The sequence below is a fragment of the Paenibacillus sp. FSL R7-0345 genome (assembly GCF_038595055.1).
In the GTDB taxonomy this organism is placed as follows: domain Bacteria; phylum Bacillota; class Bacilli; order Paenibacillales; family Paenibacillaceae; genus Paenibacillus_AQ.
Genome location: NZ_CP152002.1, coordinates 6,793,937 through 6,806,943, shown reverse-complemented (window position 1 = coordinate 6,806,943; position 13,007 = coordinate 6,793,937). Strand labels below are relative to the sequence as shown.

The window sequence follows — 13,007 nt, the reverse complement described above, 5'->3', positions numbered from 1 at the left end:
TCGAATTTTCACTTAGTTGTCTCAGTACACCCTCGCGCGTCACAGGAAGAAGACCAATTCCGCATAAATCTGCACAACCCGCACAACCCCGCACAACCCTGCTCATCCAGCACATTCCGCTCATCCCACTATCCCGTTATCCTATTCAGCCTGTTCAATGCCACTCATTCCCGCCTAATCCGCCCCCTCCAGCTGCTCGAAATACCCGGCCAGCAGCTTGTCCACGGCGTCTGCAAGCAGCGGATCCGGTGCAGCGGTGAGCCACTCCGGCGGAACGATCAGATAGCTGCCGGAGCTGCTTTTGAGGTAGCTGTAGATAATCTGCGCCTCATCAATCGTGTGGCGGTTAATCCCCGAAGCGTCCTCAGGAGCTGCGGCAGCGAACTGCTCCAGAATAGCTGAATGCACCGCTGCCTGCAGCTGCCCGCGGTCCATGTGCTGCAAATCGAGTGTGGTACGGAATATAATCCGTGCCCCCTTAATCAGGATCAGCTTAATGCTGTCCGTGTCCACCGGCTCCAGCACGGCGATATTATTGTTCTCGCCGGTGAACCGCGAGACCTTCTCCTTTTGCAGCAGTGCCTGGACCGCTCCTACATAGTCGCGGTATTTGGCCGCAGTCTCGAAGTCGAACCGCTCCGCCGCTTCGTTCATGCGCTGCTCCAGAGCGGTCAGGATACTCAGATCCTGACCGTCTAAAAGCGCGATCACTTTGTCTATAATTCTATTATAGACATCAAGCGCAGCGCCGCCGCCGCACATGCCGATGCAGAGGCCCAGTGAATGATTAAGGCACAGCGAGCCCTGAATATGCGGGTTGCTGCAAAGAATCCGCTGACTCTCCTTGATGCCCTGCAGCGCCCGCTCCACAGTGCTCCTGCTTGTATAGGGGCCGAAATGCAGCTTTTCCCCGGGAGGACCGGGATCATAGCTGACTTCAAGCTGGCGGCGGATTTTATCCTGACGGACGGAGATATAGCTGTAGGCGAGCGGATTTTTCATTTTCCGGTTATACATCGGTTTGATTTCTTTAATAAGCTGGCACTCCAGCATGAAGGCTTCAAATTCGGTATCGGTCAGCCTGTATTCAAGATCCCTGATATTGCGGACGAGCTGAACGACCTTGGGAGAATGACCTTTATTATTATAAAAGTACGACTGTACCCGTTTACGGAGCTGCTTGGCCTTACCGACATAGATAATGTGGCCGAGGCTGTCCTTCATCAGGTAGACGCCGGGCGTTAGCGGGAGGCTGTGCACTTTTTCCTTCAGATTCATTGAGGATTCACCTCTGTGTATAGCATAGTTTGGTATATTGTAAGTATATACGAAATTTACACCGGCAGGCGACTGGAAAAGCACAAGCCTTAGCTCTACAATGGGATTAATCTTAACGATTTGTACTCGGACTGGAGGTATTCAGATGAAATTCCGGACAACAGTCATACTTAGCGGCAAGACGGCCACAGGTATTTCCGTTCCGCCTGAGGTGGTATCCAGCCTGGGGCCAGGCAAGAAGCCGGCGGTCAAAGTAACCATCAACGGCTATACGTATGCGAGCACGGTAGCGGTGATGGGCGGCCAGTTCATGCTCCCGCTCAGTGCAGAGAATCGCAAGGGGGCGGGGGTGAACGCCGGGGAGGAAATTGAGGTAGAGCTTGCGCCCGACAACGAGCCGAGAGAAGTGACAGTCCCGCCTGATTTCAGTGAGGCACTGGACCGCGAGCCGGCGGCCCGGAGCTTTTTTGACGGATTATCCTACAGCAACAAACGGCGGTTTGTTTTATCCATTGAGGATGCCAAAACGGCAGAGACACGGCAGCGGCGCATCAGCAAGGCGGTTCAGACGCTGGGCGAGGGACGGGCTCAATAGGCATCTCCCGGCCTCAATAGCATATTGTTTACAAGAAGCGGCCCCCGGCCGCTTTTTTTGATGAATAAGAATTCAATGTTCTTGGGGGGGCCCGCATTATGGGGGATTTCGCGTGCTGCAGCACAGCAATGTGACAAACACTACAAAGTCTTCCAGAGTAACCCGTTATCATTGAAGCTGGGGGGCTTTTTTATGAAATATTCAATTGGGGAGTTCGCGTCGATCCTTGGCATTACGGCGGATACGCTGCGTTTATACGAGAAGCACGATATAGTCAGGCCTGAAAAAGGCTGCCGCAACAATTACCGGTATTTCAATGATCTCGATGCCCGGAATCTGCTGTCGAGCCGCTGGTACCGCAGTATGCAGATCCCGCTGCAAAATGTGGCCGGGCTGATTAACGGGGCACCGGCAGAGCGGGTGGTAGATTCCATATACACCGCGCAGCTGCAGCTGGAGGAGGAGATCCGGTGGAGCACCATGCTGCTGGATACGATCAGGACTATCCATAACGAGCTTGTTGGGCTTGAAGATAAGCTCTGCAAGTGCCGGATCAAGCAAATGCCGGGAATGTACCGGCTACAGCAGACGGAGAAGAACCAGCTGCTGCAAAAGGAGTGCCTGAAGCAGACGGTCCAGGCCTGGATGGACCTGCTGCCGTTCACTTTTTATTCTTTCCGCACGGAGAATACGGATAACCTCGGCAGTGGCGGGGAGCTTGATTACAACTGGGGCCTGGCCTTGCTGGAGGAGGATCAGCAAAAGCTGGGTGTATGTATCGATGACAGCATGCAGTACATCCCGTCCGGCACATGCATCTCATCGGTAATTGTAACCTCATATGAGGATTATCTGGAACAAGAGGCGTTCCAGTTCATGCTGGATTACGCCTGGGAGCAGGGCTATAACGTAGACGGCGATGTTTACGGCAAAATCCTGTTTACAGAACGGCTGCAGGACGAGAACAGGACGTACCTGGAAATCAATATTCCCATCAGCATCTGAATATCCGGTCCGTTCGGCCAATCTTACTTTGGGAAAAAATTCACAACTCCTTCATTGACCTTGGTGCAGCACCAAGGTTTACACTCAGTGGCATCAGCCTCGAGAATGCAGCGCTGCATTAGGGCGGACAGAAAAGAAGGATAGCTATTTATCCGACAGGGGGAACAAGGAAGTGAGTAAGCCAAGCTTAACCAGAATGTTCAATGTGTCAATCAGTCTGATCATGCTCCTGGCCATCATTGGCGGCTGCAGCGGAAACTCTGCAGAGCCGGCGGCAACAGAGCAGCCGTCAGCCTCGCCTGAAGCTACGCAGCAGACGGCAGATAACAGCGGGATACCGGCTTCTTTTAAAGCAGGAACCTATAAGGCGGAAGCTGATGGTAAAGACGGCAAGGTCCAGGTGGAGGTCACACTGGATGACAAACAGACGATTACGGACATTAAAGTCCTCAGCCAGACCGAAACGGCAGGAATCGGCGTTGAGGCGATCGACAAGATTAAAGAGCAGATTATTGCCGGCCAGACCCTGAAGGTGGATGCCGTCAGCGGTGCCTCCGAGTCCAGCAAGGCCATTTTGGCTGCGGTTGAAGATGCCCTTAACCAGGCCGGCGGCGATGTTGCCGCTTTTAAATCGAGGGAAGTGGCCAAAGCCGGTGCAGGCAAAACAGAGCAGCTTGCGGCAGACGTCGTGGTTGTCGGTGCAGGAGCCTCCGGCGTGTCGGCGGCAGTATCAGCTGCAGATAAAGGTGCGAAGGTTATTCTTATTGAAAAAACAGCAACCATCGGCGGGGCGAGCAATCTGTCCTGGGCGGGGAAATTTTATAATTCCTCAGCCGCCGTCAGCAGCGGGCTTAAAGTCAGCGTCGAGAAGGAAATTTCCGACTGGATCGTTAACAACCACTGGCGGGTGGATGCGGCAGCAGTCCGCCAGTATGTAACCAAGTCCGGTGAAACCTACGACTGGCTGACCGGGAAGGGCTATCAGACAACCTTTATCAACTTCGGCGGTGAACAGCTGCACATGCTTCCGGCCTATGAGACACGCCAGGATCTGCTGCGGGCCATGCTGGCTGAATCAGTGGAAAAGGGCGGCGGACAGGTTCTCACCGAAACGACAGCTAAGAAGCTGCTTACAGGCGCAGGCGGTGAAGTAACCGGGGTGGTAGCTGAGAAAGCTGACGGCACGACGCTAGAGATTTCCGGCAAAAGCGTTGTAATGGCAACCGGAGGTTATGCCGCCAACAAGGAAATGGTCAAGGAAGCCTTCGGGTTCGAGGGCGTAAACGGCGGGCTCGGCCAGAATATCGGGGAAGGGCTGAAGATGGCCTGGGAAGCCGGAGCCAAGGTGCCGGATAACTTCGGCGGACAGATGCTGCACCAGACGCTGGCCAGAGCAACAGAGAAGCTGAAGGCCCAGTATGAGCCGTTCCAGGCCAGTTATCCGCTCATGACCACCTACCTGCCTAACTTTATGAACGTTGGCCCATCGGGAGCGAGATTCAGGGACGAGGCGGCGACGCTTACTGCTGTAGCGGCAGCGAATACCAGTGCTTTTAACGGGGCTTATCATCTGGTTATTGTCTCAAAGGCACAGCTTGACGCGCTGAAGGCCAAGGGAATGAACGGGGTAAAAGCACCCGGCCTGCCGGGAATGCCGCCGGAGTTCTACGCTGCCTTTGCAGACAAGTTCACCCTGGAGAATCCTTGGCAGGATGTGGACAAGGTATTTGATTCCATGGCTGCAAACGGTGACGGATTTAAAGGCAATACCATTGAAGAGCTCGCTGCAAGCGCCGGCATGGATGCTGCTGTGTTCAAGGAGGCCTTCACCAAGTATGAGGCGGCTGCCAAGAGCGGCGTGGACAGCGAGTTCGGCAAAGCAAAGGAATATCTGCTGCCGATGGGCGAAAGCGGCCCCTATTATGCGGTAATTGCGGAGATCAACAATCTGGGTTCTGTCGGCGGCCTGCTGGTCAATACAAAGTTCCAGGTGCTGAACGACAAGCGGGTGCCGGTTAATGGGCTGTATGCTGTCGGCCTGGAATCCGAAGGCGTATTGTATAATGACACCTATGTCGGCAATGGCGTGGGCCTCGGATACTCCTTCACCTCCGGGCGTCTCGGCGGCGAGGATGCGGCGGCAGCTGCGCTGGGGAAATAGCATTTTAGTAGAAACACTATAGTTTGCAATCAGGGGGAGCCGTCAGGCTTCCCCTTGTCATGCCTGCATGCTACTATGAGGGGGAATACTAGCTTACTTATGAAAGTGAGGCATTAACGATGGTGATTAAACGAGGTAACTGCCCGGTGCAGCCAGACTGAGCTGATAACAGGATCGCACCGGGCAATAGAAGGATATCATTTGTTATCAGGCTGGTCCCGGGCTGCACCTCATCCGCAGAGCGTACAATATACACATGCGAGAGGGGCATTATAATGGGAAAAGGCAAAACGGAAATGGATCAATGGAAGCAAAGCTGGCTGCAGGAGGAGCGGCGCTCCTTCCGGGGATGGGATTTCTCCGCGCTGGCCGGACGGATGGAAGGGGAAGAGCTGCCCTGGAATTATGAAGCGGCGGTTAGAACATATATGAATGCTGCAGCAGGTAACCTGCTGGATATGGGCACAGGCGGCGGAGAATTTCTGCTGTCACTGTCGCCTCCGCCGGGACGGACTTACGCTACGGAGGCTTACCCGCCTAATGTGGAGATTTGCAGCAAGCTGCTCCCGCAGCATGGGATTGAGCTGAGGCAGGTATTCTCGGATGATTCGCTGCCGTTTGCGGACGGATCGTTTGAGCTGGTTATGAACCGGCATGAGGCCTTTTCCGCCGGGGAGGTGTACCGGATTTTGCAGCCGGGCGGGGCCTTTATCACCCAGCAGGTCGGAGGCCGGAATAACCGGGCTTTATCGGAGTTGCTGCTTGGTGAAGATGCAGCGCCTGCCGATTATGGTTTCTGCCTGGAGCCGGTCTGCAGTGAGCTGCAGCGCAGCGGGTTCAAGGTTATAGAGACTGCCGAGGCGTTTCCGCTGCTGCGGTTTAGGGACGTAGGGGCGCTGGTGTACTTTGCAAAAATAATAGAGTGGGAATTTCCCGGCTTCTCGGTTGAAAAAGGCTATGACCGGCTTATCCGGCTTCAACAGCAGCTTGAGCGGGAAGGTTATATTGAAAGCATGGAACACCGTTTTATGATCGTTGCTGTGAAAAGATAAGAATGATTCAGGCCGCTCCGGCTCCGGGGCGGTCTTTTAGGTACAGCAGGGGGCAATTGCTCCTCTCTCTTCTCTAGACCCGGCGAATATTGTCGCTTCAGCCCGGAACCTGCGAACATAAGCCCATCCTTCTGCATAGCATATAGCACCATTCTGCTATAGAAGAAAGGGGGCGCGCTTCGCAATGGGTATCCATTTAAGTGCAATCCACTATGTATATCTGGTCTTCATCGTATTCATTCTGGCGCTGCTGATCCGGCGGCGTGATACGACAATGATTTGTGTGGCCGGGATTTTCGCCTTGGGTCTGCTGGCTACAACGACAGTAACAGGCTCCGTATCGGGAATATTCAATTCGTTTATTTACGCGACCAAGGAACTGATGGGCACCATTATGATTATCTCCATTATTGTGGCGATGAGCCGGATTCTGATCATTACAGGTGTGAACGAAACGATGGTCGCCCCGCTCACCCGTTTTCTGCGCACGCCGGCAATGGCTTACTGGGGAATCGGTCTGATTATGATGGTAACCTCCTTCTTCTTCTGGCCCTCACCGGCAGTTGCGCTGGTTGGTGCTGTGCTGCTGCCGGTGGCTGTGCGGGTCGGCCTGCCGGCGCTCGGTGCAGCGATGGCGATGAATCTGTTCGGACACGGCATCGCTTTATCCGGAGATTATATCATCCAGGGTGCACCCAAGCTGACTGCCGATGCCGCCGGCCTTCCGGTATCCAGTGTGATGCAGGCCAGCGTGCCGCTGGTTATTGTTATGGGGCTTGTCACCACCGTCACAGCCTTCTGGATGATGCGCCGGGACCAGAAGAACGGGACGTGGAGAGACGGGCTGGTTACGGGAAAAGGGCCATCAGACCTCGCGGCAGCCGGACCGGATGATGCGGCTCCTGTCTATATGAGTGCAGGGCTGCGCAAAGGGCTGGCTATCGCCATCCCGCTGCTGTTCCTGCTCGATGTGATCTGCATGTTCGTCCTGAAACTGCAGGGAGGGGATGCTACAGCACTCATCGGCGGCACCGCTGTACTCATTCTGATCGTCACTACCCTGCTGGCACACCGCAATCAGGGATTGGAGAAAACGACGTCCTACCTGATCGAAGGCTTTGTCTTCGGCTTCAAAGTATTCGGCCCGGTTATCCCGATCGCCGCCTTCTTCTATCTTGGCGACTCAGCCTTTACCGCGCTGTACGGCAACGCGCTGCCGGACGGCTCGCACGGCATCGTCAACGACCTCGGCGTCGCCCTGGCGGAGCATGTGCCGCTTAACGGCGCAGTGGGAGCCGTAACACTGACGGTGATCGGCGCGATCACCGGTCTCGACGGCTCCGGCTTCTCGGGCATCTCGCTGGCCGGCTCGATTGCCCAGATGTTCGCGGCGGCGATCCATTCCGGCGCCGCAACGCTCACCGCCCTTGGGCAGGTGGCCGCCATCTGGGTTGGCGGAGGCACACTGATCCCGTGGGCGCTCATTCCCGCTGCCGCCATCTGCGGCGTCAGCCCGTTCGAGCTGGCCCGGCGCAATCTGAAGCCGGTCCTGCTGGGTCTGGCGGCGATGACAGTAGCCGCCATGTTCCTGATCTAGGCCGCCCTGCCCGGCCAGCAGGTGCATAAGATAAGCTCCCCCTATCCATCCTAAGGAAGAACAACAGTGTGAGAGAAGGGGGAGTATCAAGGATGAAACCACATTATGAATCCAGTCTGCGGACCAACAGTACGGTGGATCAGGCGCATGATTCAGTCACCAGGCTGCATAATGCTGTCTCTCAGGCGTTAAGCCATCCTGATGAGCAGACGGTTGCCCAGGCGGAGAACAGCCTGGCGCATGCAGAGGAAGCTGTCAGTCATGCACCGGAAGGCTCGGTGAACGGCCATGGCGTGGAGCTGGTAGAAGAGCGGCTGGCCGATGAACAGGAAAGACTGGACGGCCTGAAGCAGCAGCTGGGCGGTTTTGAGGACTAGGTTATCGCGTGCACCGCACCCTGGCATTTCCGGTATTATCCGGGAATGCCCTTTTTTCATCCGGCATCCCGGCATTCAAGCCTGTCATTTCCGGTTAATCATTGGAGAGATGACGAAACCGGCTGTGCAGGCCGAGCGTAGAACTTCAGGAACATAGCCCAGCCTGCAGCGCCGGGCTGAAGTTTAACCATGAGGAGGGAATAAGATGCCGGATTACTCAGGAAATGCAGGATCAATGGAGACGCGGGACGAGCTGCTGAACGCACTTTCCGGAATAGCCGCGTGGGAGAAGGATCAGAATAAGCTGATGATCTGGGACCGGATTACCCGTCTCCCGTTCAAGCTGCTCGACAAGGTCACTCCCAAAATCATTCATGAAAAAATAGGCAAGCTGCTGGACGAGCTGGGCAGCTACATCCAGAACGGCGGTAACTATCTGGTAGCCGGACGCAAGGTAGGGCAGCTTGTAGAGGCTGCAGGCAGAGCAGCGGGAGCGCCGGAACACGGGCCATATCCGCTGGCCGTTATGGATGCCGCCGCGGAGAAGCTCAGCGGGAACAGCCGGAATGTTGCCACAGTGCAGGGGGCGACAACGGGCTTCGGCGGAGTGTTTATGCTGGCTGCGGATATCCCTGCCATTCTGGGGTTGTCGCTGAAGGTCATACAGGAAATCGGCTTATGCTACGGTTATGATCCTACCGATAAGGCGGAGCGGATTTTTACGGTAAAAGTCATGCAGTTCGCTTCATCCGATGTCGTCGGCAAGCGCACGATTCTTCAGGAGCTGAATCTGCAGGCCGGAGGGGACGGCGATATTACAGCCGGAACGAACGCCGCAGTCTCCAAAATTCAGGGCTGGAAGGAAGTCATTACTGTATACCGCGATAACTGGGGCTGGAAGAAGCTGCTGCAGACGGTCCCGGTAGCCGGAATGTTCTTCGGTGCGTATACCAACCGCAAGGCGCTGGAGGATGTGGCGGAGGCAGCGCAGATGCTCTACCGCAAACGGAGAATCATGGCCCGGCTGGCCGAGCTGGATGAGGAATAAGGGGGTGGCTGCACCTGTGCCGTACCTAGCACAGCAGGGGTGCAGCTAAAGTTTACTTGCATTTTCTAAGGTCTGCTATGGCATCAGCAGCCTACCTGCCGCCGAACACCAGCCCTTTTCCGCCGACCGGCCTGATCTTTGTAGACTCGACAGCCGCAATCAGCGGCATGGCCCGCTGGATCGCCGCCCTTGTAGCTTCAAGAGTAAGCGAGGCTGCATGGGCCTCCCGGCTGTTCCATACCTCCGTTACCCAGAGGACATCAGGCTCTGTCTCAGAGTGATTAATGATATACAGCTCACATTCTGCCACGGCTTCAGCCGCAGCGGCACTTTCCAGCAAAATGGCTGCCAGCGCATCACGCTCACCAGACTTGGCGGTGAATTTGGCATACATACCGAATTTGCTCATTTTTTTCAGCCTCCCTTTTCACAAGTTGTTCACTCTAAACCCCTATATTCAACAGTTGCTCTGTCTTTTCCTTGATGATCGCGGCGTCTGGGGTAAATAATATAGAAGTCCGGTTCTTGTCCGACCCGGAATGACTTATTCTATTTACAGAAAGAGGATTATATGGATACAAACATTCCTGAAGGATTGGATATAAATGAACTGCTGGAGCAGGCAGAGTCATTTCTGCGGCAGTGTTACAGTGAATTGGAGAAATCACCGGCTGAGCTGAACGGGCGCATAGAATCTGTACATAAAGAAATTATCAGAACGGGAACATATCTTCATACACAGGAAGAGTTAACCCAAGGCGCAAAAATGGCCTGGCGGCATAACAGCCGCTGTATTGGCCGCTTATTCTGGCATTCACTTGAGGTTATAGATGCCCGGCAAGCTGAAACCGCCTCTCAGGTGGCGGCCGCGCTTTTCCGTCATCTCGAACGGGCAGGCAACGGCGGCCGTATCCGTCCGGTAATGACCGTGTTCCGCAGCGGCACAGAACCGGATAAAGCCATCCGGATCTGGAATCATCAGCTAATCCGGTACGCTGGTTACCCGGATAAGGACGGCCAGGCCCGCAGCGGCGACCCGGCCTCGGATGCTTTTACAGCCGTCTGCCAGCGGCTCGGCTGGCAGGGCACCGGCGGTGATTTTGATGTGCTGCCGCTGGTCATCAGCATCGGGGAAGAACCCCCTTGCTGGTTTGCAATCCCGGAGGAGCTAGTACAGGAGGTGCCGCTCACACATCCGGAAGTGGAGCGGTTCAGTGAACTCGGGCTGCGCTGGTATGCCGTTCCGGTCGTGTCCGATATGCTGCTGGAGATTGGCGGCATCGACTATCCGGCGGCACCTTTTAACGGATGGTATATGGAAACAGAGATCGGCTCGCGCAATCTGGGGGATACGGGGAGGTATAACCGGCTGGCGGCGGTAGCAGATCTGCTGGGCCTGGACCGTTCGAGTAATACCTCGCTGTGGAAGGACCGGGCATTGCTGGAGCTGAACCGTGCTGTGCTCCATTCATTCAAACAGGCGGGGGTCAGCATAGTAGATCATCATACTGCTGCTGACCAGTTCGTCCGGTTTCAGGAGCAGGAGAGGCAGAAGGGCCGGGAGGTATCCGGCAAATGGCACTGGCTGATTCCGCCGATGTCACCTTCCTCGACACCCATCTGGGAAGATAACAAGCTGAGGGAGCTTAACCTTAGTCCTCGCCTGATTTATCAGAAGCCGGCTTTTGCAGGGCGGGACAGCAATCCGGACCGTGACGAGCCCGCCAGCCAAGAGGAGCCTGCAGTCCATGTGCAGGAAATGAAATGCCCTTTTCATCAATAGTCAGGCCGTTTGATCTGTGATACTATGGAATCTTAGTCCAGTAAGAGGGAAGTGAGCAAGAATGATCAATATTACCATTCCGGCACCGGAAGTCACTATTTATAAGCAGGAGAATCCTGTGCTGAGCCATATTTACGGATTTACCGACTTTCACCTGATTACGCGGGAAGCCGGCGGCATCTTTATGTTCTACAACGATAAGGATGAGCTGCTGTTTGTGGGCAAGGCAAGAAAGCTCAGACCACGCATCAAAAAGCATTTCGAAGACAATGTTTCGGTAATGAAGCCGCACCGTGATGAAGTGACCAAGATTGAGGTCTGCATCGTTGAAGATCCGGTTGACCGCGAAATTTATGAAACGTACATTGTGAATAAGCAGAGAGCGAAATACAATGTGGAAAAGGTGCTGTACAAGTAAGCATCATCCCAGCATTCAGCGCAGTCCCTCCGGGCTGCGTTTTTTGTCTGTGATCCGGGCGCCGGGCAGGCCTGTGAACAGTTTGTGGTATTCTGGCATTTGCCGGGGCCGGGTCACGGAATACCCTTGTTTTAATACGTAAAATTTGAGAGAATGAGAAGATATTGTTGTTGGCATAATGGGCTGAGAACGTTAGAATAGATTGGACTTTAGTGTTTTGAGAAGATGTTTTGAAAAGAGGTAAACCATGAATAAACAATCCATTTATGGATTAACTTTAGAAGAGCTGTCGTCATGGCTGATGGAGCACGGGCATAAGAAGTCCCGCGCTGCCAAGGTCTGGGAATATGTATACCGCAAGCGGGTTACTGATTTTGGAGATATGACAGAGGCGAACAAGGAATGTGTCCAGCTGCTGTCCGAGCATTTTGTGTTTCAGACGATGGAAGAGCATGTGAAGCAGGAGTCAGCGGACGGTACTATCAAGTTCCTGTTCCGCCTGCAGGACGGCAACCTGATTGAAACCGTATTGATGCGGCAGAAATATGGACTGTCTGTATGCGTAACCACCCAGGTCGGCTGCAACATCGGCTGCAGCTTCTGTGCGAGCGGACTGCTGGCGAAGAGCCGTGACCTGTCGAGCGGAGAGATCGTCGAGCAGATTATGAAGGTGCAGCTGCACCTGGATCAGGCCGGTCTGGGCCAGCGGGTCAGCCATGTTGTAGTGATGGGGATTGGTGAGCCGTTCGATAACTTCACGAACCTGCTGAACTTCCTCACTACAGTTAAGGATCATAAGGGTCTGGCAATTGCGGGCAAAGGTATCACTGTATCGACAAGCGGCCTGGCCGGCAAAATCAGGGAATTTGCCGATGCGAACACGCAGGTGAATCTGGCTATTTCACTGCATGCGCCGAATAACGAGCTGCGGACCTCGATCATGAAGATCAACCGTGCCATTCCTCTTGAGAAGCTGATGCCGGCGATCGATTATTATCTGGAGAAGACGAACCGGCGGATTACGCTGGAATATATTCTGCTGAAGGATATCAATGACCAGCATGAGCATGCGCTGGAGCTGGCGGAGCTGATCGGTGAACAGCGCCGTCAGCTGGTTAATGTCAACCTGATTCCTTACAATCCGGTCGATGAGCACAGCCAGTACAAGCGGACTGACCGTGAAGTAGTGCGCGCCTTCTTTGACACCCTGAAGAAGCAGGGAGTCAGTGTCAGCACACGGCTGGAGCATGGTGTGGATATCGATGCTGCCTGCGGACAGCTGCGCAGCAAGCAGATCAAGAAAACCCAAGAAGCTATCTAAAGAGAGAAGGTTCGTTTGTGCTGACATTTACAAGTTATACGGTCGAGGATGTTAAAGATCCGTTTGGCATTCTGAGCGGCAAGCGGTACGAGTTCATGATTAATCTGGATATTCCGGAAGAGGATGAGCTGTACGAGGAGAGCGGAGTATCGGTACGGGCCATAGTCAAGGCCGAAGCGGGCGAAGCGGTGCTGGTCACTTACGATCTGCTGGAGACAACCACCGGCAGGCTGCTTGAATTTGACCTGGAAGATGAAGAGGAAGCCGAGCTGGCGCAGTTCTGCAAAGAGCATCTGCCGGAGTAACGGCGTATACCGCAGAAATTTCTAAAGCCCCGGAGCCAAGTGCCCGGGGCTTTTTGCTGTCCGTAAA

13 protein-coding genes are annotated in these 13,007 nt (G+C 54.6%); 11 read left to right on the top strand and 2 right to left on the bottom strand.

The window, feature by feature from the left end; translation table 11 throughout:
- Nucleotides 1-174: 174 nt before the first annotated feature.
- Entirely contained in the window at nt 175-1,278 is a 1,104-nt protein-coding gene (locus tag NST84_RS29460) for a UvrB/UvrC motif-containing protein (protein WP_342563551.1), read from the bottom strand.
- 145 nt (nt 1,279-1,423) lie between these two features.
- On the opposite strand from NST84_RS29460, the gene NST84_RS29455 reads away from it, so the two are divergent.
- From NST84_RS29455 to NST84_RS29425, 7 genes are all read left to right on the top strand, one after another.
- Nucleotides 1,424-1,873 carry a YdeI/OmpD-associated family protein gene (locus NST84_RS29455; RefSeq protein WP_342563550.1) on the top strand — a complete coding sequence of 150 codons (450 nt, stop codon included), beginning with the start codon at nt 1,424-1,426 and terminating at the stop codon, nt 1,871-1,873.
- 192 nt (nt 1,874-2,065) lie between these two features.
- The gene (locus NST84_RS29450; protein WP_342563549.1) at nt 2,066-2,878 is read left to right on the top strand and encodes a MerR family transcriptional regulator; all 813 of its coding nucleotides are present in this window, start codon (nt 2,066-2,068) and stop codon (nt 2,876-2,878) included.
- 172 nt (nt 2,879-3,050) lie between these two features.
- Nucleotides 3,051-5,039, top strand: a complete 1,989-nt coding sequence (locus NST84_RS29445) for an FAD-dependent oxidoreductase (protein WP_342563548.1) — start codon at nt 3,051-3,053, stop codon at nt 5,037-5,039.
- 275 nt (nt 5,040-5,314) lie between these two features.
- The gene (locus NST84_RS29440) at nt 5,315-6,091 is read left to right on the top strand and encodes a methyltransferase domain-containing protein (protein ID WP_342563547.1); all 777 of its coding nucleotides are present in this window, start codon (nt 5,315-5,317) and stop codon (nt 6,089-6,091) included.
- A 184-nt stretch (nt 6,092-6,275) separates the two neighbouring features.
- Nucleotides 6,276-7,688 (top strand): hypothetical protein, encoded by a 1,413-nt coding sequence (locus NST84_RS29435; protein ID WP_342563546.1) that lies wholly within the window; start codon nt 6,276-6,278, stop codon nt 7,686-7,688.
- A 92-nt stretch (nt 7,689-7,780) separates the two neighbouring features.
- Complete coding sequence (locus tag NST84_RS29430) at nt 7,781-8,065, top strand: hypothetical protein (protein WP_342563545.1); 285 nt, start codon at nt 7,781-7,783, stop codon at nt 8,063-8,065.
- Nucleotides 8,066-8,270: 205 nt separating this feature from the next.
- The gene (locus NST84_RS29425; protein ID WP_342563544.1) at nt 8,271-9,113 is read left to right on the top strand and encodes an EcsC family protein; all 843 of its coding nucleotides are present in this window, start codon (nt 8,271-8,273) and stop codon (nt 9,111-9,113) included.
- Between the two features lie 91 nt (nt 9,114-9,204).
- Here the strand turns inward: NST84_RS29425 and NST84_RS29420 are convergent, their stop codons facing one another.
- Nucleotides 9,205-9,522, bottom strand: coding sequence for an antibiotic biosynthesis monooxygenase (locus NST84_RS29420; protein WP_342563543.1), 318 nt, complete (start codon nt 9,520-9,522; stop codon nt 9,205-9,207).
- Between the two features lie 162 nt (nt 9,523-9,684).
- On the opposite strand from NST84_RS29420, the gene NST84_RS29415 reads away from it, so the two are divergent.
- The 4 genes from NST84_RS29415 (at nt 9,685) to NST84_RS29400 (ending at nt 12,940) form a co-directional block, all read left to right on the top strand.
- Complete coding sequence (locus tag NST84_RS29415; protein WP_342563542.1) at nt 9,685-10,896, top strand: nitric oxide synthase oxygenase; 1,212 nt, start codon at nt 9,685-9,687, stop codon at nt 10,894-10,896.
- A 61-nt stretch (nt 10,897-10,957) separates the two neighbouring features.
- The gene (locus NST84_RS29410) at nt 10,958-11,314 is read left to right on the top strand and encodes a nucleotide excision repair endonuclease (RefSeq protein WP_342563541.1); all 357 of its coding nucleotides are present in this window, start codon (nt 10,958-10,960) and stop codon (nt 11,312-11,314) included.
- 247 nt (nt 11,315-11,561) lie between these two features.
- Complete coding sequence (gene rlmN / locus NST84_RS29405; RefSeq protein WP_342563540.1) at nt 11,562-12,635, top strand: 23S rRNA (adenine(2503)-C(2))-methyltransferase RlmN; 1,074 nt, start codon at nt 11,562-11,564, stop codon at nt 12,633-12,635.
- Between the two features lie 17 nt (nt 12,636-12,652).
- Entirely contained in the window at nt 12,653-12,940 is a 288-nt protein-coding gene (locus NST84_RS29400; RefSeq protein ID WP_342563539.1) for a DUF6509 family protein, read from the top strand.
- The last annotated feature ends 67 nt before the right edge of the window (nt 12,941-13,007 follow it).

Coding starts and splice junctions, on each gene's coding strand:
- NST84_RS29410 (WP_342563541.1), top strand. CDS start 10,958: ATGATCAATATTACCATTCCGGCACCGGAAGTCACTATTTATAAGCAG.
- rlmN (WP_342563540.1), top strand. CDS start 11,562: ATGAATAAACAATCCATTTATGGATTAACTTTAGAAGAGCTGTCGTCA.
- NST84_RS29440 (WP_342563547.1), top strand. CDS start 5,315: ATGGGAAAAGGCAAAACGGAAATGGATCAATGGAAGCAAAGCTGGCTG.
- NST84_RS29415 (WP_342563542.1), top strand. CDS start 9,685: ATGGATACAAACATTCCTGAAGGATTGGATATAAATGAACTGCTGGAG.
- NST84_RS29425 (WP_342563544.1), top strand. CDS start 8,271: ATGCCGGATTACTCAGGAAATGCAGGATCAATGGAGACGCGGGACGAG.
- NST84_RS29455 (WP_342563550.1), top strand. CDS start 1,424: ATGAAATTCCGGACAACAGTCATACTTAGCGGCAAGACGGCCACAGGT.
- NST84_RS29435 (WP_342563546.1), top strand. CDS start 6,276: ATGGGTATCCATTTAAGTGCAATCCACTATGTATATCTGGTCTTCATC.
- NST84_RS29420 (WP_342563543.1), bottom strand. CDS start 9,522: ATGAGCAAATTCGGTATGTATGCCAAATTCACCGCCAAGTCTGGTGAG.
- NST84_RS29460 (WP_342563551.1), bottom strand. CDS start 1,278: ATGAATCTGAAGGAAAAAGTGCACAGCCTCCCGCTAACGCCCGGCGTC.
- NST84_RS29450 (WP_342563549.1), top strand. CDS start 2,066: ATGAAATATTCAATTGGGGAGTTCGCGTCGATCCTTGGCATTACGGCG.
- NST84_RS29430 (WP_342563545.1), top strand. CDS start 7,781: ATGAAACCACATTATGAATCCAGTCTGCGGACCAACAGTACGGTGGAT.